Origin of the sequence: Streptomyces sp. NPDC001941 (genome assembly GCF_040296945.1) — a bacterium.
Classification (GTDB): domain Bacteria; phylum Actinomycetota; class Actinomycetes; order Streptomycetales; family Streptomycetaceae; genus Streptomyces.
This window is the reverse complement of record NZ_JBEOYE010000050.1, coordinates 39,183-58,517: the sequence shown is the minus strand read 5'-3', so window position 1 is coordinate 58,517 and position 19,335 is coordinate 39,183. Positions and strand designations below refer to the sequence as shown.

Annotated in this window: 17 protein-coding genes; 11 read left to right on the top strand and 6 right to left on the bottom strand. The window is 74.7% G+C overall.

Annotated features, from left to right (window positions below):
- Positions 1–2 precede the first annotated feature (2 nt).
- A complete protein-coding gene (locus tag ABT160_RS28925; RefSeq protein WP_351650806.1) occupies positions 3–596 on the top strand; it encodes an HAD domain-containing protein in 594 nt (197 codons plus the stop codon).
- Positions 597–613: 17 nt separating this feature from the next.
- Positions 614–1,669, top strand: a complete 1,056-nt coding sequence (locus ABT160_RS28920; RefSeq protein ID WP_351650805.1) for a 3'-5' exonuclease family protein — start codon at positions 614–616, stop codon at positions 1,667–1,669.
- Positions 1,670–1,687: 18 nt separating this feature from the next.
- Here the strand turns inward: ABT160_RS28920 and ABT160_RS28915 are convergent, their stop codons facing one another.
- The 6 genes from ABT160_RS28915 to ABT160_RS28890 form a co-directional block, all read right to left on the bottom strand.
- Positions 1,688–2,143: a VOC family protein gene (locus ABT160_RS28915; RefSeq protein ID WP_351650804.1), complete on the bottom strand. Its 456-nt coding sequence runs from the start codon at positions 2,141–2,143 to the stop codon at positions 1,688–1,690.
- 133 nt (positions 2,144–2,276) lie between these two features.
- Positions 2,277–3,269, bottom strand: coding sequence for an AraC family transcriptional regulator (locus ABT160_RS28910; protein ID WP_351650803.1), 993 nt, complete (start codon positions 3,267–3,269; stop codon positions 2,277–2,279).
- 90 nt (positions 3,270–3,359) lie between these two features.
- On the bottom strand, positions 3,360–3,857 hold the full coding sequence (locus ABT160_RS28905) for an anthrone oxygenase family protein (RefSeq protein ID WP_351650801.1): 498 nt from the start codon (positions 3,855–3,857) through the stop codon (positions 3,360–3,362).
- A gap of 85 nt (positions 3,858–3,942) precedes the next feature.
- Entirely contained in the window at positions 3,943–4,599 is a 657-nt protein-coding gene (locus ABT160_RS28900) for a hemerythrin domain-containing protein (RefSeq protein WP_351650800.1), read from the bottom strand.
- A 189-nt stretch (positions 4,600–4,788) separates the two neighbouring features.
- Positions 4,789–5,628, bottom strand: coding sequence for an NmrA family NAD(P)-binding protein (locus ABT160_RS28895; protein WP_351650799.1), 840 nt, complete (start codon positions 5,626–5,628; stop codon positions 4,789–4,791).
- 197 nt (positions 5,629–5,825) lie between these two features.
- On the bottom strand, positions 5,826–6,329 hold the full coding sequence (locus ABT160_RS28890) for an acyl carrier protein (protein ID WP_351650798.1): 504 nt from the start codon (positions 6,327–6,329) through the stop codon (positions 5,826–5,828).
- Positions 6,330–6,470: 141 nt separating this feature from the next.
- Here ABT160_RS28890 and ABT160_RS28885 point away from each other — a divergent pair, with 141 nt between their 5' ends.
- The 9 genes from ABT160_RS28885 (at position 6,471) to ABT160_RS28845 (ending at position 19,332) form a co-directional block, all read left to right on the top strand.
- Positions 6,471–7,733, top strand: coding sequence for a tryptophan 2,3-dioxygenase (locus tag ABT160_RS28885; RefSeq protein ID WP_351650797.1), 1,263 nt, complete (start codon positions 6,471–6,473; stop codon positions 7,731–7,733).
- A gap of 31 nt (positions 7,734–7,764) precedes the next feature.
- Positions 7,765–8,652, top strand: coding sequence for a hypothetical protein (locus tag ABT160_RS28880; RefSeq protein ID WP_351650796.1), 888 nt, complete (start codon positions 7,765–7,767; stop codon positions 8,650–8,652).
- A 27-nt stretch (positions 8,653–8,679) separates the two neighbouring features.
- The gene (locus ABT160_RS28875; RefSeq protein WP_351650795.1) at positions 8,680–8,967 is read left to right on the top strand and encodes an acyl carrier protein; all 288 of its coding nucleotides are present in this window, start codon (positions 8,680–8,682) and stop codon (positions 8,965–8,967) included.
- The gene (locus ABT160_RS28870) at positions 8,964–13,343 is read left to right on the top strand and encodes a non-ribosomal peptide synthetase (RefSeq protein ID WP_351650794.1); all 4,380 of its coding nucleotides are present in this window, start codon (positions 8,964–8,966) and stop codon (positions 13,341–13,343) included. The genes ABT160_RS28875 and ABT160_RS28870 overlap by 4 nt, the downstream gene beginning before the upstream one ends.
- Before the next feature lie 7 nt (positions 13,344–13,350).
- Positions 13,351–14,637 carry a CurL C-terminal domain-containing protein gene (locus tag ABT160_RS28865; protein ID WP_351650793.1) on the top strand — a complete coding sequence of 429 codons (1,287 nt, stop codon included), beginning with the start codon at positions 13,351–13,353 and terminating at the stop codon, positions 14,635–14,637.
- 23 nt (positions 14,638–14,660) lie between these two features.
- The gene (locus ABT160_RS28860; protein WP_351650792.1) at positions 14,661–15,722 is read left to right on the top strand and encodes a class I SAM-dependent methyltransferase; all 1,062 of its coding nucleotides are present in this window, start codon (positions 14,661–14,663) and stop codon (positions 15,720–15,722) included.
- The gene (locus ABT160_RS28855; protein WP_351650791.1) at positions 15,722–17,029 is read left to right on the top strand and encodes an MFS transporter; all 1,308 of its coding nucleotides are present in this window, start codon (positions 15,722–15,724) and stop codon (positions 17,027–17,029) included. Before ABT160_RS28860 ends, ABT160_RS28855 begins: the two co-directional genes overlap by 1 nt.
- Before the next feature lie 47 nt (positions 17,030–17,076).
- Entirely contained in the window at positions 17,077–17,814 is a 738-nt protein-coding gene (locus ABT160_RS28850) for a GNAT family N-acetyltransferase (protein ID WP_351650790.1), read from the top strand.
- Positions 17,815–18,060: 246 nt separating this feature from the next.
- Positions 18,061–19,332 carry an ATP-grasp domain-containing protein gene (locus ABT160_RS28845; protein WP_351650789.1) on the top strand — a complete coding sequence of 424 codons (1,272 nt, stop codon included), beginning with the start codon at positions 18,061–18,063 and terminating at the stop codon, positions 19,330–19,332.
- The last annotated feature ends 3 nt before the right edge of the window (positions 19,333–19,335 follow it).

The following is a 19,335-nucleotide window of genomic DNA, read 5'->3' as shown; positions in this document are numbered from 1 at the left end:
AGATGCCTCTGCCCCGCCTTCTCCTGGACGTCGACGGGGTCCTCATACCGTTCCCCGCGACCGACGGCTCCACCCCCGCCACCCACACACGCCACCTCGTCCTGCCCACGGGCAGAGCTCCCAGCGACCCGGTACCGATCTGGCTCGACCCGTCCGACGGCAGGCTCATCACCCAGTTCTTGGCCGAAGGACTCGTCAGTCCTGCATGGTGCACCAGTTGGCGCCGGGACGCGACAACGGTCATCGGACCCTTGCTGGGCCTGGCCGACTTCCCGTACGTCGACCTGCCTCGCCCTCGAATCACCAGTAGCCATCCAGCCGGGTACCTGTGGAAGCGCGACTTCGTCGACCAGTGGCTCCGCGGCTCCGCAGCGGCCTGGATAGACGACGACTTCACCGAACTCGATCACCTCTGGGCTGCCGAACGGTCCGCCGCCGGCCACCCGACACTGCTCGTACAACCGGATCCGTACCGCGGCATCCAGCCAGTCCATCTCGCCCAAGTCCGCAGCTGGGCCCAGGAGATCCACGTTTCCCTGCGCGACGCCGCCCGGCGGAGGAGAGTGGGGGACCGGCAGGAGGACCGACTGCCCTGAGCTCGGCAGGTGACACCATGGCCGCCCACGAACGGCGCAACCAGTACGCGGGTCGCTGCGCCCTCTGCGGCGGCGACGTCCCCGTCGGAGCAGGTGTGTCGCTTCGGAGTGCCTGGGGAAGCTGGGTGACGTACGACCACGAGCACGCCCCGGTTCCGGACGCCGACGGCACCACGTCCGACCCCTCCGCGCTGCGCGCCAACCGCTGGGAAGCGGAGTGCCTGGTCTGCGGCTCCCCCGTAGCGGCCGGGGAAGGCCTCCTCGTCAAGGGCCGGTTCGGCGGCTGGGAGGTGTACCACCCGGAGCACCTGCGCGATCCCGCTCCCCCGCCCCGGCGCCGACACCCGGGGTGGCACCGGCGCCGTCTCCTGTCGGTCGACATCGCGACCACCGGCAACCGTTACGCCATCGACCGCATCCTCCGGGCCGACCTCTGCGACTCCGACGGCAACCAGTGGTCCTGGCTCGTGGATCCCGGGCCCGAGCCCGATTCCGTGGCGGCCGAGAAGAACCACGGGATCTGCGTTCCCCACGCCAGGGAGCACGGAGTTCCCGCCGCCCGCGCCCTCGCGGAACTGGCGGACCTCCTCGCCGCACACCTCGCGGCCAAGGAGCCGCTCGTCGTCTGGCACGCGCCCTTCGTACTCACCACCCTGGAGGCCGAGTTGCGCCGACACCGGGTCGGCGCGTTGTCCGATCAGATGTCCGGCGGCCTCGCCCCCGTCTGCGATCCGCTCCTCCTCGACCGGCACGTCGACCCGTACCGCTCCGGCGGGCGCTCGCTGGAAGCCGTCACCGCGTGGTACGGCGTGCCGCACACCGACCCCCGGGACCCCAATGATCCGGGGGACGACGCCGTCGCCGCTCTCGTCCTCGCCCAGGTCATCGCCGCCTGTGAACCCTCCGTCGGGCGGCTCTCGCGGCCCGGGCTGCACCGTGAGCAGGTGAGCTGGCACGCCGAGCAGTGGGAGGAGGCCGAGAGGCGGAACCCTAGGCCGGGGCGTGATCGTCACTGGCCGGTGGAGACGGGGAAGGACCAGCCGTTGCCGTGGGAAGCCCACCGGGAGCGGTGAGCCCGTCCCCGTCCCGCACTACGCCGCGCAGAACTCGTTGCCCTCCGGGTCGCGCATCACCCACCAGTGGCCCGCCGGGCCCTTGTCGAACTCCTCCACGCGCGTGGCGCCCAGGCCCTCCAGGCGGGTCACCAAGGCGTCCAGGGTGCCCGGGGTGGCGTGGACGTCCAGGTGGAGGCGGTTCTTCGTCGTCTTGGGTTCCGGTACGTCCTGGAAGAGCAGGCGCCGGCCCCGGCCCACGCCGCTGGTCTCGTCGTAGGGGTCTTCCGGGTGTCGGATCGCCGCGTAGCCGCGGAAGTTCTTCGTGCCCCGGTGCTCGATGACCGCCGCCTCGGGCAGTTGGCCCGCCGCGAGCAGTTGTCCGATGAGTGCGCTGGGGTCCTCCACCTCGTACCCCAGGGCCTCGGCCCAGAAGTCCGCCAGGGCGGGGGCGTTCGTACTGTCGATGACCAGCTTCCAGCTCAGTGTCGTCATGCGACCAGTTATAGCCGCAGTCATAGCCGTACGCGGTCGGGGCCCCGGGGGGCATCGAGGACGTGCCGGGAGCAGGTGCGTGCCGTCATCACGCGCCTGCTCCCGGACCGGTCGGTTCCCACCCGTACGCCGTTCAGGCCCCCAGCACCACCGTCTGCGACGGTGCCGGTGCCGGCAGGACCTCGCGGGAGGTGTCGTGCGTGCGGAACTCCTGCGGGCTCATCCCGCGCACCCGTTTGAACGCCGTGCTCAGCGCGAACGCGCTGCTGTAGCCGACCCGCCGAGCCACCGTGCCCACCGTCGAGTCCGGCTCGCGCAGCAGGTCCGCCGCCAGGGTCAGCCGCCAGGTGGCGAGGTACGCCATCGGGGGTTCGCCGACCACCGCGGCGAACCGGCGGGCCAGGCCCGCGCGGGAGACGCCCACCTTGCGGGCCAGCGACTCCACCGTCCAGGCCTGGGCCGGGTTCTCGTGCAGCAGGCGGAGCGCCGGGCCGACCGTGGCGTCGGACTGGGCCCGGTACCAGGCGGGGGCGCCCGCACCGGGCTCGGCGAGCCAGGCGCGCAGGACGCTGACGAAGAGCAGGTCCAGGAGGCGGTCGAGGACCAGCTCCTGGCCCGGCTCGTCGCGGCCCATCTCCTCGGCGAGGAGCGGCACGAGCGGGTTGTCGTCCAGGTCCGCGCGGCGCACCAGGAGCGCGGGCAGCGCGTTGAGCAGGCGGCGGCCGACCTCGCTGGGCGCCTGGTAGGTGCCGCTGAGCATCACGTACGAGCCCTCGCCGACGGTGTCGCCCCAGGTGCGCACGCCCAGGGCCATCGAGTCGGTGACGTCCTCGCCGTCGTTGGTGTTGCAGCGCTGTTCGGGGCCGACCGTGATCTGCACCGGTGTCCCGGTGCTGTCGGCGATGGTGTACGCGTCGGGGCCCCGCAGCACCGCGACGTCGCCGGGGCGGAGCAACGCCGGGGTGCCGTGGTCGGGGATCACCCACGCGTCCCCGTGCACCATCGTGACCAGGGAGATCGGGGCGTGGTCCTCCACCCGCAGGGCCCAGGGCCCGTTGAAGACCGACTTGAGGAGGAACGCGCCGCGTGCCTTGGGGCCCTCCAGGAGCCCGGTGAGAACGTCCATGTGATGACCCGTCGGATATGCGGACATGGGGACGAACGCGCCCGCTCTCCGTGCGGGGGACTGACGGAGAGCGGGCGCGGCTGGTGGGGGTCAGTGACGCGAGGAGGCCAGGGCCCTGCCCAGGCAGATCAGGGCGGCGGTGCAGGCCACCGTCCTCGCCGCGTTCGACGGAACCCAGGTGTTCTTGAACTTGGCGCGCAGCTCGGCGAGTTCGGCCGCCGTGCGGCCGGCCGCGAGCCGCTTGTTGAGCGGTACGTTGATCTTCATCGTGAGCACCACCGCCGCGGTGTACAGCGCCAGTGCCGCCCAGGTCCAGCGCGCCGCGGTGCGCCGGCCGATGCGCTGGAGCTGGCCTCCGGCCACGCCGGTGGCCAGGAACGCCCCGAAGAAGACGAGTCCGAAGAAGCCGTTCTCGATGGCCTCGTTGATGTGGTTCATCGCGGACGCGTACGTCTCGTCGTCCGCGCGGTCGAGCCCCGGCATCACCGAGACGTCGAACGCGAAGTACAGCCCCGCGCTCAGTCCCATGGCGATGGTCGCCGCGGTCAGGGCGGGCTGGGCCGCCGTCGCTCTGGGTGCCTTCGACATGCCCAGTCCTCCCTCGGGTTCGATGGATCCGGTGCGATGGATCGGGTTCGATGGGTCGGGTTCGATGGATCGGCCCCGCTGCCGGTCAGACCGGGTTGGTGATCGCCGTCAGCGTGCGTTCGTACCTGCGCTTGAGCACGGTGCGCCCGAGCAGCCGCACCGGTGGCGGCATCGTCGCCGCCACCAGCGACACCGAGCGCTTGTCCGCGCCGTCGAACATCCACGGCGGCAGCGTGGTGAGCACCCCGGCCGGCGCGGTGCGCACCAGGCGCTGCTCCAGGTCGAGGTACTCGCGCGCGCCGAGCCGGTCGAAGACCGGGAACACGGTCTTCTCCTCGTCGGCGAGGTGGTCGTGCAGCACCCCGCTGAAGGTGGCCGCGGCGGGGGCGACCCTCGCCGGGTCGCCGCCGGGGCGCAGGGCGTCGGTGACGGCGTCCATGGCCCGGTCGAGTTCGGTGTGGTCGCCCGCGAGCTGCTGCGCCTGCCCCTTGAACTCGGGGAGCTTGCGCAGGAGTTCGGGCCAGAGGAAGTCGTCCTCGCTGTGGTGGTGCCAGTCGATCACGTCGCGCAGCTGGCGCCACCAGCGGCCGGCGGGGCCGAGGCCCGCGGCCGAGAGCCTGGGGGCGGCGGCCACCAGCCGCCGTGCGTCACGGCGCATCGCCACGTGCATCAGGGCGAAGCCGTGGAAGTGACCCGGCAGGGTGTCGAGCCGCTCGCTCGACATGCCCGGTGCTGTGCTCATGGCCGCCTCCTGGTCAGGCGCGGGGAGAGGGAGGGGTACGGTGGCGTGCGGCGGCGGGTGCGTCCGTGGACCACCGCCGCACGCCTCCGGTCGCGCGTGGTGCGTGGTGCTCACTGCCTGTTGCGTACTGCCTGTCGCGAACTAGGTGTTTCCTGAACTGCTCTGTGCTGTGCGCTGGCTGACAGGTTGTCAGACAGTCCAGACGCCGCTGGCGGCCGCCTCGCGGGCGAAGTCCGCGAAGCGCTTCGGCTTGCGGCCGAGGGCCTCCTCGACACCGCTGGTGACACTGGCGTTGCGGCCGTCCAGGATCAGCCGGAACAGGTCGGCGAACTCGAGCGGGAGCCCCAGCTTCGCCAGTTCCGCGCGGTACTCCTCGGTGGTGACCGGGATGTACTGGATCTCGCGCCCGGTGACCTCGGTGAGGATCTTGGAGACCTCGTGGAAGGTGAGCAGGTCCGGGCCCGACACCTCGTACGTCTTGCCGATGTGCTTGTCGTCGGTGAGCGCGGCGACCGCCACGTCGGCGATGTCGTCCGCGTCCACGAACGGCTCCACCGCGTCCGCCGTCGGCAGCGCGAGGACCCCCTCGCGGACCGGGTCGAGGAAGAAGCTCTCGTTGAAGTTCTGGTTGAACCAGTTGGCGCGGATGACGGTCCAGTCGGCTCCGGACGCCTTGAGCGCGTCCTCGCTGACGATGGCGCCCTCCTCACCGCGGCCGGAGAGCAGCACCAGGCGGCGCGCCCCCCGCTCGACGGCGAGCTTGGCGAAGGCGCCCACGGCCTCGGCGGCCCCCGGGAAGGCGAGGTCGGGGTAGTAGGTGACGTAGACGGCGCCGACACCCTCCAGGGCGGGACCCCAGGTCGCGGGATCCTCCCACACGAAGGGGGGCTGGCCGTTGCGTGAGCCGGCCCGCACCGGGAGGCCCTTGGCGGACAGCCTCTCGGCAACTCGGCGTCCGGTCTTGCCGGTTGCGCCGATGACCAGCGTCGTCTTCGTCTCGGTCGTCTGTACGTTCTGCGTGTTCGTCATGTGGATTAGTCAACTCCAGTGCGGTGAGACGAGCCATAGCCGCAGCGCTCAACTCCATAAGCGTGCGTCTACGGTTTCCGTAGAACGCGGCTGAACGGGAGGAGCGGGGCCGAAGCGAGAACACCGCCAGCGTGGCAGCTTTACCGAACCCTTGCCATCGCGGCGGGGGCCCGCTCCACCGCGACGCGAGCGGGACTCTAGCGGACCGGAGGTTTCCGGCCAAGCGTCGTGCGAGGGGGATTTCCGGGGGCCTCCGCGCCCTCGTCACGCTCCGCCTGGGCCGCGTACACGGCGAGGAACACCGCCAGGTCACGGACGGTGGGGCGGGTGAAGAGCGCCGTCAACGGCACCTCCCGGCCCAGTCCCGCGCAGAGCGCGCTGTGGGCGCGCAGGGCGGCCGCGGACGTGGCTCCCGACTCGAAGAGCCGGCGGTCCCCGTCGACGCCCGCGAGGCCCAGCGCCTCCGACCAGGCACGCGCCACGACCTCCGCGACCGGGGCGGCCCCGGCGACGGCGGCTGGTTCCGCGACGGGGACGGGAGCGGCCCCGGCGACGGGGGCTGGTTCCGCGACGGCGACGGGGGCGGGTTCCGCGACGGGCGGCGCGGTGGCGGCGGGTTCCGCGCGGTGCGCGGCTGGCTCCGTGCCCCGCGCGACAGGCTCCACGCAATCCCTGACGGGGTCCTGCTGAGAGTCCGGCATGGGCCCAGGATCCCGCTCTCCTCTCGTACCGGACTCGATCCCCTGCCCGCTCCGCATCCCGGCTGTGGCGGGGCTTGAGCGGCCCTCCAGGCCTTCGAGCGAATCTCAGGTCATTCACCGGTGGGTCTAAGGAGAAACGAGATGGATTGCACCACAGGACCGCTCCGGCACGAACTCTCCAGCTGGCGCGGAACCGGTGGCACCGGGGAATTCCCTTACGCGTCCGTGGTCGCGCACCTGCGTTCCGTCGGGAAGCACTTCCTCTCCGAGGAGGTGCTCGACGCGCTCGACGCGTGCCGTACCGCACTGGTCGGGCGCCATCCGGAAAAGGCCGCGGATTCCTTTCTCGGCCGTTTCCTCGACGTCGTGCTCGACAAGTTCGACGGGCGTTACGACTACCCCAGCTACACCGCCCTGCCGCTGCTCGGCACCGCGCCGGACGCGGACCCGGGGGGCCTGCTGCGGCGCCGTGACCGCACCGTGCTGCTGCTGCTCGCCGACCTGATCGCCTTCGAGCGCAAGGCCCTCGCGGGCACCCCCGAGGACCCCCGTGAGATGCCGCCGCCCGCCGCGCTCCAGCACAAGCGGCTGCGGCTGGCCGCGCGGGTCATGGAGCCCGCGGCGCTGCGCGAGCTGGACGGCGTCGTCGATCCGGCCGCGGTCGCCGCGACGCCCGGGCGCACGCCCGCCGGGACGCTGTCCGAGGCGGTGCTCGGCTCGGCCGGTACGGAGGAGCTGCTGCGGCTGCGCACCAGCGTCCAGCCGGTGTACGTGCTGCACGACGAGTACCTGTTCCTGCGGGTGCTGCAGTCCTTCGAGGCCACCTTCGCCTTCATGTCGGCGACCCTGGACCGCGCGGTGGGCGTGCTGCACGGCGAGGAGCCGGGCGACGCGGCCTCGCTGGTCGCGTCGGTGGCCGACGTGCTGCGCGAGTCGCTGCCGCTGTTCTCGCTGCTCGCGACCATGCAGCCGGCCTCGTTCCAGGACTTCCGGCAGTACACGGACGGTGCCAGCGCCATCCAGTCCGAGGGCTACAAGACCTTCGAGTCGTACTGCTCCACGCCCGCGCGCGCCCGGCTCGACGCACCCGCCTTCGCCTCGGTGCCGCGGGTGCGCGACGCCGTGCTCGCGGGCCGCGAGACCGTGCAGGGCACCTGGGAGGACGTCATCGCCAGCGGCTGGCTCACCGAGCCGGACGCGGCGGCGGTGCGGGCCGCGGCGCTCCAGCTGGAGGCCGTGCACCAGCGCTGGAAGCAGACGCACTACCGGCTGGCCGTGCGCATGATCGGCACCCGCACCGGCACCGGCTCCACCGAGGGCGTGCCGTACCTGGAGTCGGTCATCGCCAACCGGCTCTTCCCCGCGATGGCGGACGCCCTTGCGGGGCAGCCCGCCGCCGGCTGACCGCGTTCCACGACCGGAGGACACCGAGCTCATGAGCAAGCGAGCCAAGACCGGACGCCCGGGGGCCGCCCGCCGGGCCCTGAACCCGCAGGCCGCGGACCACCTGCTCGTCTTCGAGTACGACCGGGGCAGCAACTACGAGGCCGACACCCGGCTCACCACGGCACTCTCCGCGCTGCTCACGGAGGACGAACTCGTCCACCCCGACCAGCGGTTGTTCCAGTCCGTGCACCTGATCACCGAGTACGCCTGGGTGGCGATGCACTACGAGATGGGCCGGGCGGCCGGGCTCCTGGACGACGGGGACCCGCTGCTCGCCGCGCAGGTCCTGGAGCGCGCGGCGTCGCTGGGCGCGATCCCGGTGCAGGCGCTGCGCACGCTGACCGACTTCCTGCCGCAGACCGGGCTGCTCACCATGCGCGACACGTTCCCGGAGAACACCACCGGCCTGGACTCCCCCGGGGCCCGCAACCTGCGGCGCGCGGCGCAGCCGCTGTGGCGCTCCTTCACCCGCGCCCTGGAGCGCGCCCGGCTGGCGCCGGAGGACCTGATCACCGCCCAGGGGCGTACCTCCGTGCCCGGCGAGGACGACCGGGCGGCGGTCGAACTGGCCCTGGTGCGCCAGGGCCTGATGCGGCTCGACGGCGCGGTCGGCGACTGGAAGCAGCTCCACCTGCGCATGGTGTGGGGCCAGTTGGGCGGCCACCCGGAGGCGGAGCCGCACCCGACCGCGGCCGCGCCCGGCTGTCCGATGGGGCCGACCAGCCTGCGCGGCGAGTCGACGCTGAGCCTGGCCAAGATGGCGGAGCGGACGCTCTTCCCGCAGCTGTGGGACGCGGTCGACACCGTCTACCGGCGCATGGTGCGCCCCGCGCCCGCCACCGAACCGTCCGCCGTGCCCGTCGACGCGGCGTCCTGACCCCACGGCCACCCCTAGGAGCCCGCCATGACCTCTTCCCTCCCTCCCCAGCCGAGCACCGCGGACGTGGCCGGTCTGGTGCGCACCGCCTGGGCCGACGGCCTGGGCCACGCCGAGTTCCACGACGACGAGCACTTCTTCCAGGTGGGCGGGCACTCGATGTGCGCGGTGCGGATCGTCCGGGCGCTGAAGAAGGAGCTGGACATCCAACTGACGGTGCGTCAGTTCTTCGCGCACCCGACCGTCGCCGAACTGGCCCTCTTCCTGCACGAGCTGGTCTCGGTGCCGGACGCCCGCACGGAGGCCGGAGCGTGATACCCGCCTCCCCCGCCCAGCTGGAGATCTGGCTGGCGGACCGCTGCGAGCCCGAGTCGGGCCGCTACAACATCCCGCTCGCCCTGGAGTTCCGCGGCGCCCTGGACACCGGCGCGCTGCGCGCCGCCCTGGCCGACGTGCTGCTGCGCCACCCCGCGCTCGCGGGCCGCTTCGAGACCTCGGGCGGCACCCTGCACCAGGTCCCCGAGCCCACCGCGGTCGTCCCGCTGGGCGTGAGCGACCGGCCGGGCCCCTACGACCGGGAGGCCGCGCTGACGGCCGCCGCCGCGTCCGGCGCCCGCCCGCTCGACCCGGCGACGGCGCCGCTGCTGCGCGCCGAGGTGCTGCGGTACGAGGACGGGGCCCTGGTCGCCCTCACCGTGCACCACATCGTCGCGGACGGCCGGTCGGCGGAGGTCCTCGCCGAGGACCTGGTGACCGCCTACCGCGCCCGGCACCGGGGCGGCCTCCCCGGCTTCGCCCCGGTCACCGCGCCGCCCCCCGCTCCGGTGGCCGCGGGCCTGGACCCGTACTGGACGCGGCTGCTCGACGGCGACCCCGCGCTGCTCGCGCCGCTGGCCGACCGGGTGCGCCCCGACGACGGGCTGCGCGGCGCCGCCGGCTGGACCGAGCGGGCGCTGACCGCCGGGCGCCTGGCGGACCTGCGGGCCTTCGCCGTCCGCGAGGGCGTCAGCCCCGCCATGGCGCTGCTCTCGGTGTGGAGCCTGCTGCTGCACGCCTGGTCGGGCGAGGACGACGGACTGCTCGGCATGCCGTTCGCCGGGCGCGACGAGCCGGGCACGGAGGACGCCGTCGGCCTGTTCACGCGCGTCCTGCCGGTGCGTACGACCCTGGTGGCGGACCGGGTGTTCGCCGACTACGCGGGCGACCTCGGCGAGCAGGTCCTCGCCTCGATGGAGGCGCACGCCGAGGCGGGCGACCCGCCGCCGGGCAGCGTCCCCGCCGTGCAGGCCGTCTTCCTGCACCAGCCGCAGGCCGCCGCCGGGTGGCAGGTGCCGGGCGCCGAGGTGCGGGTGCTGCACCCGGAGGCCGCGTCGGCCAAGTACGACCTGGCGTTCGCGGCCGTCGAGGCCCCCGACCGGCTGGTCCTGCGCGTCGACTACGACCGCGCCCTGTACTCCCCGGCCACCGCCGCGCTGATGGCGGAGCAGATCGACGAGCTCCTCGCGGCGGCGGCGCAGCGGCCTGGGGCGACCTGCCGCGAGCTGCTCGCCGGCCTCGCCCGCCCCGCCCCGGCCGCCGGGGCGCCCTCGGAGCCCGCCGCGCCCACCGTCCCCGAGCTGGTGCTCGCCCAGGCCCGCCGCGACCCCGACGCGGTCGCGCTCACGCACAACGGCCACCGGGTGACCTACGGCCGGCTGGTGCGCGACGCCGTGCGGATCGCGCACTGGCTGCGCACCCGGGGCGTGCGCACCGACGACGTGGTCGCCCTGCTGCTGCGCCCGGGCCCGGACACCGTGGCCGTGATGCTGGGCGTGGGCCTGGCGGGCGCCGCGTACCTGCCGCTGGACCCCGCCTACCCGGACGCCCAGCTGGAGCTGGTCGTCACCGACGCCCGGCCGCGGCTGATGATCGCCGAGCAGGGCGAGGAGGAGCGGGTGCACGGGCTGCCGGTGCACGGCGTGCGCGCGGTGCTCGCCGGATCGGCGCCGATGCCGGTGGTCCCGCCGGTCACCTCGGCGGGCCCGGACACCGCGTTCAACGTGCTGTACACCTCCGGGTCCACCGGCCGCCCCAAGGGCGTCGTGCTCCACCACGGCGGCGTGCTGCGCATGATGCACCGCCCCGAGTTCCTGCCGCTGGGCCCCGACGACACGCTCTCGCACCTGTCCCCGCTGAACTTCGACGGCGCGACGTACGAGATCTGGGGCGCCCTGACCCACGGTGCCACGCTGGCGGTCCTGGACAAGGAACTCGTCCTCAGCCCCCGCGAACTACGCACCGCAGTGCGGGAGCTGGGCATCACCACGCTCTTGGTGACCACCCCGCTGCTCAACCGGATCATCGAGGACGCCCCGGACCTGCTCCAGTCGCTGCGACGGGTCTACTTCGGCGGCGAGATCATCTCGGTCCCGCACGTGCGCAAGGCGCTGCGCTGGGCCAGGCCCGGCACGCTGCTGCACAGCTACGGGCCCACCGAGAACTCCTTCACCTCCTCCTGGCACGCCATCGAGGAGGTCCCCGAGAGCGCCCGCACCGTGCCGATCGGGCGGGCCGTGCCGGACACCCGGCTGCACGTGGTCCTGGAGGGCACCCTGGTGCCCGCGCCGCCGTACGTGCCCGGCGAGCTGGTGCTCGGCGGGACCGGCGTGGCCCGCGGCTACCTGGGCGACCCGCGCCGCACGGCGGAGCGCTTCGTGCCGGACCCGTTCGGCGCGGAGCCGGGCGCCCGGCTCTACCGCACCGGCGACCGGGTGCGCTGGACGGCCGACGGGCAGCTGGAGTTCATCGGCCGCGCCGACAACCAGGTCAAGATCCGCAGCCAGCGGGTGGAGCTCGGCGAGGTCGAGTCCGCGCTGCGCGACCACGCCGAGGTGCGCGGCGCCTTCGTGACCGCGCGGGTCAACGCGCGCGGCGAGAAGGAGATCGTCGGCTACGCGGTCCTCGACCGGCCCGCCGCGCTGGACGCCGTCAGGGCCCATCTGCGCGCCGTGCTCCCGCAGTTCGCGGTGCCCTCCCACCTGATCACGGTCGGCGAGCTGCCGCTGACCGCCAACGGCAAGATCGACCGCAAGCGCCTCCCGGCCCCGCCGGACACCACCGCCACCACGACGGCGCCGTCGGCCGCCGCCCCGGCGCCCGCGCCGCGCGCGGCGGTGACCTCCGAGGCCGCCGGGGTCAGCGGCGCGGTCCTGCGCGCCTGGCAGGAGGTGCTGCCCGGGCGGGAGTTCGACCGGGACACCAACTTCTTCGAGGCGGGCGGGCACTCGCTGCTCCTGGTCAAGCTCCAGGACGCGCTGCGCGCGCACACCGGCACCGGGCCCGGCATCGCCGACCTGATGCGGCACACCTCCATCCGCGCCCAGGCCCGCCTGATCGGCGGGTCCGCCGCCGACCGGGAGCCCGAGGCGCCGGCCCGCGCGCCGCGCCCCGCCGTGCGCGCCGAGGACGACGCGATCGCGGTCGTCGGCATGGGCGCCCGGTTCGCCGGGGCGGGCGGCCTGGAGGAGTTCTGGGCCAACCTGGAGGCCGGCCGGGACTGCTTCACCGAGGGGACGGGCCCGCTGGTCACCCCGTACGAGGACGGCACCCGGCGGGTCGCCCGCTGGGGCATGCTCGAAGGGGGCCCGGCCTACGACGCGTCCCTGCTCGGCTTCAGCGGCGACGACGTGGCCTCCGGCGACCCCCAGCAGGGCGTCCTGCACGAGGTGTTGTGGGCGGCCGTGGAGGACGCCTCGCTGCGGCTCTCCGACATCGCGCACCGCACCAGCCTGTACGCGGGCTGCCCCAAGGTGGTGCGCACCGACGGCGAGGCCCGCGTGGACGACGTCGTCAACGCGGACCCCACCTTCGTCGCCTCCCGCTTCGCCTACCTGCACGACCTGTGGGGCGAGGCGCTGCTCCTGGACACGGCCTGCTCCACCGGCCTGTACGCGGTGCACCTGGCCTGCCGGGCGCTGCTGTCCGGCGAGAGCGACTACGCGCTGGCCGGGGCGGTCTCGCTGGACGGCGACTTCGACGGCGCGTACACCTTCAGGCCCGGCATGCTGTACGCGAACGACGGCGTCTGCCGCCCCTTCGACCGGCGGGCCACCGGCACCGTCGGCGGCTTCGGCGCCGGGGCGCTGCTGCTGCGCCGGCTCTCCGACGCCGAGCGCGACGGCGACCCGGTGCACGCGGTGATCCGCGGCAGCGCGGTCAACAACGACGGCCGCGCCCGGGTGGGCTACTCGGCGCCCGGCGTCGAGGGCCAGGCCCGGGTCATCCGGCGCGCCCTGGAGGCCGCGGGCGTGACCGGCACGGACGTCGGCTACGTGGAGGCGCACGGCACCGGCACCCGGCTCGGCGACGCCATCGAGGCGACCGCGCTGGGCGAGGCGCTCGGCACCACCGGACCCGACGTGGCGGTCGGCTCGGTGAAGGCCTCCATCGGCCACTGCAACACGGCCGCCGGGATCGCCGGACTGATCAAGGCGGTCCTCGCGGTACGGCACGGCGTACTGCCCGCGACCCCCAACGTGGGCGAGCCGATCGACGAACTCGCCCGGCTCGGCGGCCGGTTCGCGCTGCTCCCGGAGAGCAGGACCTGGCACGAGCCCACCGGCCGCCCGCGCACCGCGGGGGTCAGCTCATTCGGAGTAGGCGGCACCAACGCCCACGTGGTGGTGCAGGAACACGTACTGGAGAGGGTGTGAGCTTGCCATGGCGAAGCTGACCGACCCGGACGCCCCGCGCGTCCTGGCCGTCTCGGCCCGGGACCCGCAGGCGGCGGTGCAGGCGTGCGTGCGCCTGGCCGAGCGCCTGGAGCGCTCCCCGGGCCTCGACCCGGACGACGTCGCCGCGACCCTGGCGCACGGCCGCGAGCGGTTCGCCGTGCGGCACGCGGTGGTGGGGGCCGACAGCGGCCAGCTGGCCCGCGCGCTGCGCAGGTCGGCGCTCACCCCGCGCCCCCTGCCCGGTGCCGGGGCCGACCTGGTGATCGACCTCGGGGACGGCTCCGGGCTGCGCGGCACCCCCGACCTGCCGCAGGTCGCCGAGGCCATCGCCTACGCGGGCGACCTGGACTTCCCGGCCGGCGCCGACCGGCTGGCGGCGGGCGAGGCCGCAGTGCTGCACGGCACCGTCCAGTGGCTGGCGTCCCTGGGCGTGCGCCCGGTGACGGTACGGGGACGGGGCACCGCCGCCCCGGTCGCCGCCGCACTGCGCGGCGAACTTCCGTTGCGCGAGGCCCTGTTGGCGGCGGCAACGGAGACCCCGGCGCCGGCGGCCCCGTCGGTCGCGGCGGACGCCGTCGTGCTCCACCTGGGAGCCGGACCCGAGGAGGCACTCGTGCTCGACCCGCTGTCGCCCGCGTCCGTCGCCCACGCCTTCGCGGCGCTGTGGGAGCACGGCGCCGACGTGGACGCCTCGCTCGGCCGCGAGGGGCGGCGCGTACGGCTGCCCGGCTACCCCTTTCAGCGCGGGCGGGCCGTCGACGAGCCCGCCCACGGGCTGCGCCCGCTGACCGCGCACGAGCAGCGCTGGCTCTTCCACGACCTGGTGCGCTCCGGCAGCGCCGCCGAGCACACCCTCGCGGCGACCGCCTCCTTCCGGGGACCGGTGCCCACGGCCGCCGAGGCCGACGCCGCGCTCGCCGCGCTCCTTGAGCTCCATCCCCGGCTGCGTACCCGCTTCACCCGGCACGCCGGGCGCTGGTTCGCCCGGGACGCCGTCGAGGCGCTGGCCGTCACCGTCGTGCCGGACGCGCCCGGCTCCCCGGCCGGGGAGCGGGTGCGCGCCGCCGTCGTCGGGGCGTCGTTCGCCGGCGAGGACCTGCCGCTGGTGCGCTGCGCCCTGTCCCCGGCCGGGGACGGCTGGGCCGCGGCCCTCGCGCTGTACGCGCCCGTCGCCGGGGACGCGGCACCCCAGGAGCTGCTCGCCTCCTGGGCTGCGCTCGCCCGGGACGCCCACGCCGACGGCGCCGCGCCCGCCGCACTCGCCACCCTCTGACCCGCACCCGAAAAGGACCCGCCATGACCCTCATCCAGGACCACACCACCGTCCCCGCCGACTGGGCCGGGGCCGCGCCCGCCCCGGTCGGCGTCGACCAGGCGTACAACGGCTACGTCGCGGCCACCGTCATCAACGCCCTCGACCGGCTGGGCATCTGGGAGCGCCTCGCCCGCACCCCGCTGCTCGACCTGCGCGCGTACGCCGCCGAGGCGGGCCCCGGGGTGCGCGAGCGGATGCTGCGCGAGCTGGTGCGCGCCGCCGCCACCTGCGGCTGGGTGCGCCTGCAGGACGACGGCGCGAGCGTGCTGCTCACCAGCGCGGGCGCCGAGGTCATCCGGATGCGCGGCTACTTCACCTGGGGCGTCGGCGGCTACCACGACGTCTTCGGCCAGGCCCACCAACTGGTGTCCGGGCAGGCCGACTTCGGCACCGGGGTGCTGCGCGACGAGGCGATGGTGGCGCTCGGCTCGGGACAGAACGACCGCTCCTTCATGGCCGGCACCCTCGACGCGGTCCTGGCCGACGTCGACTTCTCCGTCCTGGCCGACCTGGGCAGCGGCATCTCGGCCCGGGTGAGCCGTGTCGTCGGGCAGCGCCCCGGCACCAAGGGCCTGGGCCTGGACATCAGCGGCCCGGCCACCGAGCTCGGCCACCGCACCATCGCCGACGCGGGCCTGAGCGACCGCGTGCAGGCGATCAGGACCGACGTGCTCGACGTCTGCCACCGCGACGCCCACCGCGACAAGCTCGCCGAGGTCGACACGGTGATGAGCTTCTTCCTGCTGCACGACCTGCTGGCCGACCCCGAGACCCGGCCGCACACCTTCACCCGGCTGCGCGAGGCGTTCCCCTCGGCCACCACCTTCGTGCTCGCCGACACCATGCTGCGCCCGGACGCGGAGGACTCCGAGACGCTGCCCGTCTTCTCGCTGGGCTTCGAGCTGGCGCACGCCCTGATGGGCGTACCGCTGCACACCAAGGAGACGTACGAGGAGCTGTTCGCCGCCGCCGGTCTGGTGCCGCGCCGCACCGTCGCCTTCGGCACCCCCCACTCGTGGCTGTACGTACTGGAGGCACGCTGATGGCCAACCCCCTCGCCCTGTGGCGGGAGTTCACCCCCCGCACCCGCACCGTGCTGGCCGTCAACGCGGTCAGCTCCTTCGGCGGCGGCCTGGTGCTGCCGTTCCTGTGGATCTACCTGAGCGACGTGCGCGGGCTGCCCGCCTGGGTGCCCGCCGCCACGCTCGCCCTGCAGGCCGCGACCGCCGTCGTCGGCGGGCTGCTGTGGGGCGCGGTCCTCGACCGCTTCCCGCCGCGCACCACGGTGCCGCTGGTGATGGCCGTCGCGGGCGCGGGCACCGCCCTGTACGCCCAGGCCACCGGCGCGCCGTCGGCGATGGTCGCGGCGCTGGTGTACGGCTTCGGCATCAGCGGGGTCGGCACGGTGCTGCGCTTCCTGTACGCGGGCGCCGCCACCTCGCGCGAGCGGGGCCTTGCCTACTCGGCCGACTACGCCGTGTTCAACGCGATGACCGGCCTCGGCGTGCTCGCCGGCGGCGTGGTGGCCGCCCTGGACGTCGGCTCGCGCGCCACCCGCTTCGCCGCGCTGTACCTGGCGGACGGCGCCACGTTCCTGATCGCGGGGGCGGCGCTGTTCTGGCTGCTGCCCCGGGTGGTGCAGCAGACGTCCGCCCCGGCGAAGGAGGCTCGGGCGAGCTACCGCGAGGTCCTGAAGCAGCGTCACATTGCGGCGCTCCTCGGCGCGTTGGTCATCTGCTCGCTGGTCTCCTACGGCCAGTTCCGCTCCGGCCTGCCCGGCTACCTCACCCAGGGCGGCGCGCTCGGCCCCGAGGGCATCTCGGGCGCCTTCGCCGTCAACATCGTGGTCGCGGTGGGCGCCCAGTTCCTGCTGGCCGACCGCATCCAGCGGGTGCGCCGCAGCACCGTCCTGGCCGTGTCGGGCGCCGTCTGGGCGGTGGCCTGGGGCCTGGTCCTGGTGGCCGGCACCCAGCGCGGCACCTCCGCGCTCGCCTGGGCCGTCGCGGGCGTGGTGCTGCTCTCCGTCGGCGAGGCGCTGGTCTTCCCGGTGGTGACCTCGCTCCTGAACGACCTGGCGGCCGAGCGGGTACGCGGGCGGGTCAACGCCCTGCTCTCGGTGGCCGTCTCCACCGGCTCGGTGGCGGGCCCCGCGCTCGCGGGCGCCACCCTGCCGTGGGCCGACGGCATCGCCCTGATGATCGTCCTGCTCGCGGGCTGCCTGCTCGTGGTGGGCGTGGCGCTGCGCCTGCGGGCCTCGCTGACCGCGTCGGCGGACGTGCCCCCGGCCGAGGAGCCCGGACCGGTGACCGCCACCGCCGCCGCCACGGCCCCGGAGCCGGTGGCCGCGTGACCCCGGGACCCGAGCGGTCCCTCCCGAACCCGACGAGGTGCGACCCGATGATGAACAACTGGCCCCAGACCCGCGTCCGTGTCCGGACCGACCGGATCGAACTGCGCTTCCCCACCCCGCAGGACCTGGACGCGCTCGCCGACCGCGCGGTGGAGGGGGTGCACGCGCCCGGCTTCATGCCGTTCTTCTCCCAGTGGACGGACGGCACGCCCCAGGAGGTGGCGCGGCGCGTGCTCCAGCGGCACTGGAACGCGATGGCCAACTGGACGCCCGAGGACTGGACGCTCTACCTGGTGGTCGTCCACGACGGCGAGGTCATCGGCTCGCAGAGCCTGGGCGCCCGGGACTTCGCGGCGACCCGGGAGGTCCTGCTGACGTCCTGGCTCTCGCTCGGCAGGCAGGGCGGCGGGCTCGGCGGGCACGCCAGGGCGGCCGCCCTGGAGCTGGCGTTCACCGGTCTCGGCGCCGAGCAGGCGTTCTCCGTGGTCCGGCAGGGCAACGAGGCCTCCCAGGGGGTGTGCCGCAAGTTCGGGTTCGAGCACGACGGCGTGCAGGTGAACGCGGTGCGCGGGGAGCGCGTGGTCAGCGACCGCTTCCGGCTCGGCCGCGCCCGCTGGGCGGCCCACCGCACGATCGACGCGCACGTCTCCGGGGTGTCCGGCGCCCTGGCCGAGTTCGGCGCCCCCGCGGCCGCCCGCGCCCCGCTGACGGTGCCGGTGGTGCCGCTCTCCAGCAGGCTCTCGGGCGTGCACTACGCGGAGGAGTCCGACCAGCCGGCCGCCTGACGGGCACGACCGCGCCCGACCCGACGCACGGTCCGCCTCCCGACCCGACGCACGTACCGCCTCCCGCACCGTCGCACGGCCCGTCGCCCGCGCCCGGCCCGCGGCCCGCCCCCGGCGCCGTCGCACGTACCGCCGCCCGACCCGACGCACGTACCGCCGCCCGCGCCCGATGCCCGGCCCGCCGCGCCGCCCCACCCCGCGCACCGCCTCCACGTCCGCCCGGCAGTTCACCTCCAAGGACCCGACATGCCCGCACGCCCCGTCATCCTCGTCGTCTACGACCGCGGCTCCGCCTCCCTCCTCGACATCGTCGACGGCCTGGAGCCGCTGGGGACGCCCGTCCTCGCCCTCTGGCCCTCCCCGCACACCGAGGAGATCGCCCCGTTCGCCGAGGAGCTGGCCCGGGTCGTGCACCTCGATCCGTACGACCACGACGCCTCCGCCGAGCGGCTGCGCGCCTGCGCGCCGGACGCGATCGTGACCTTCTGCGAGTCCCGCCAGCCCGAGACGGCCGCGCTGGCCGAGCGGCTCGGGCTGCGCTACCACACCCCGGCCACCGTGGAGCTGCTGCGCGACAAGTACGCCCAGCGGCGCCGGCTGCGGGAGCGGGGCGCCGACTCGGTCCGTACGCACCTGCTGGCCTCGCCCGCCGACTGGGCGCCCGCGCTCGCCGCCGTCGGGCTGCCCGCCGTCCTCAAGCCCGCGCGCGGCGAGGGCAGCCGCAGCACCCACCTCGTACAGACGCCCGCGCAAGGGGCCGCGCTGGCGCGGGAGCTGCTCGGCGACCCGGCCGAGGGGCCGCTGGTCCTGGAGGAGTTCCTGGTCGGGCAGGACCGCCTGCCGTTCGGCGACCACGTCTCGGTGGAGTCCGCCGTCACCGCGGGACGGGTCCACCACTGGGCCGTCACCGGCAAGTTCCCGCTCGCCCCGCCCTTCCGCGAGGTCGGCCACCTGCGCCCGGCGCCGCTGGCCGACGACGAGCGGGCCGCGTGCCTGGACGTGGTGACCGCCGCGCTGACCGCCCTGGGCATCACCACCGGCATCACGCACACCGAGCTGAAGCTGACCGCCGACGGGCCGCGCCTGATCGAGGTGAACGGCCGACTCGGCGGGTTCCAGACCCAACTGGCAGCACTGGAAGGCGACTTCGACGCCATCACGCTGGCGGGCCGGGTCGCGCTCGGCGAGGACGTCTCGGACGTACGGGCCCGGGACGAGCGGGTCGTCTTCGCCCGCGCCGTGCCCTCGCCCGCCGAGGGCGGCACCTACGGCGGCGTGCGCGGGCTGCGCGAGGCGCTCGCCGTGGAGGGCGTCACCAACGTCATCACGCCCTACTCCCCCGGCGCCCCGCTCCCCCCGGGCGTGCACACGGGCGAACTGGCCTGGATCGAGGGCGCCGTCACCGACCACGCCACGATGTTCGCGGTGATCGAACGGACCCTGGGGGCCCTGTCGTTCCTGGTCGAGGGCCCCGACGGCGCGTACGTCGTCGAGGCGGCGCCCGCGCCCGCCGCCTGAGAC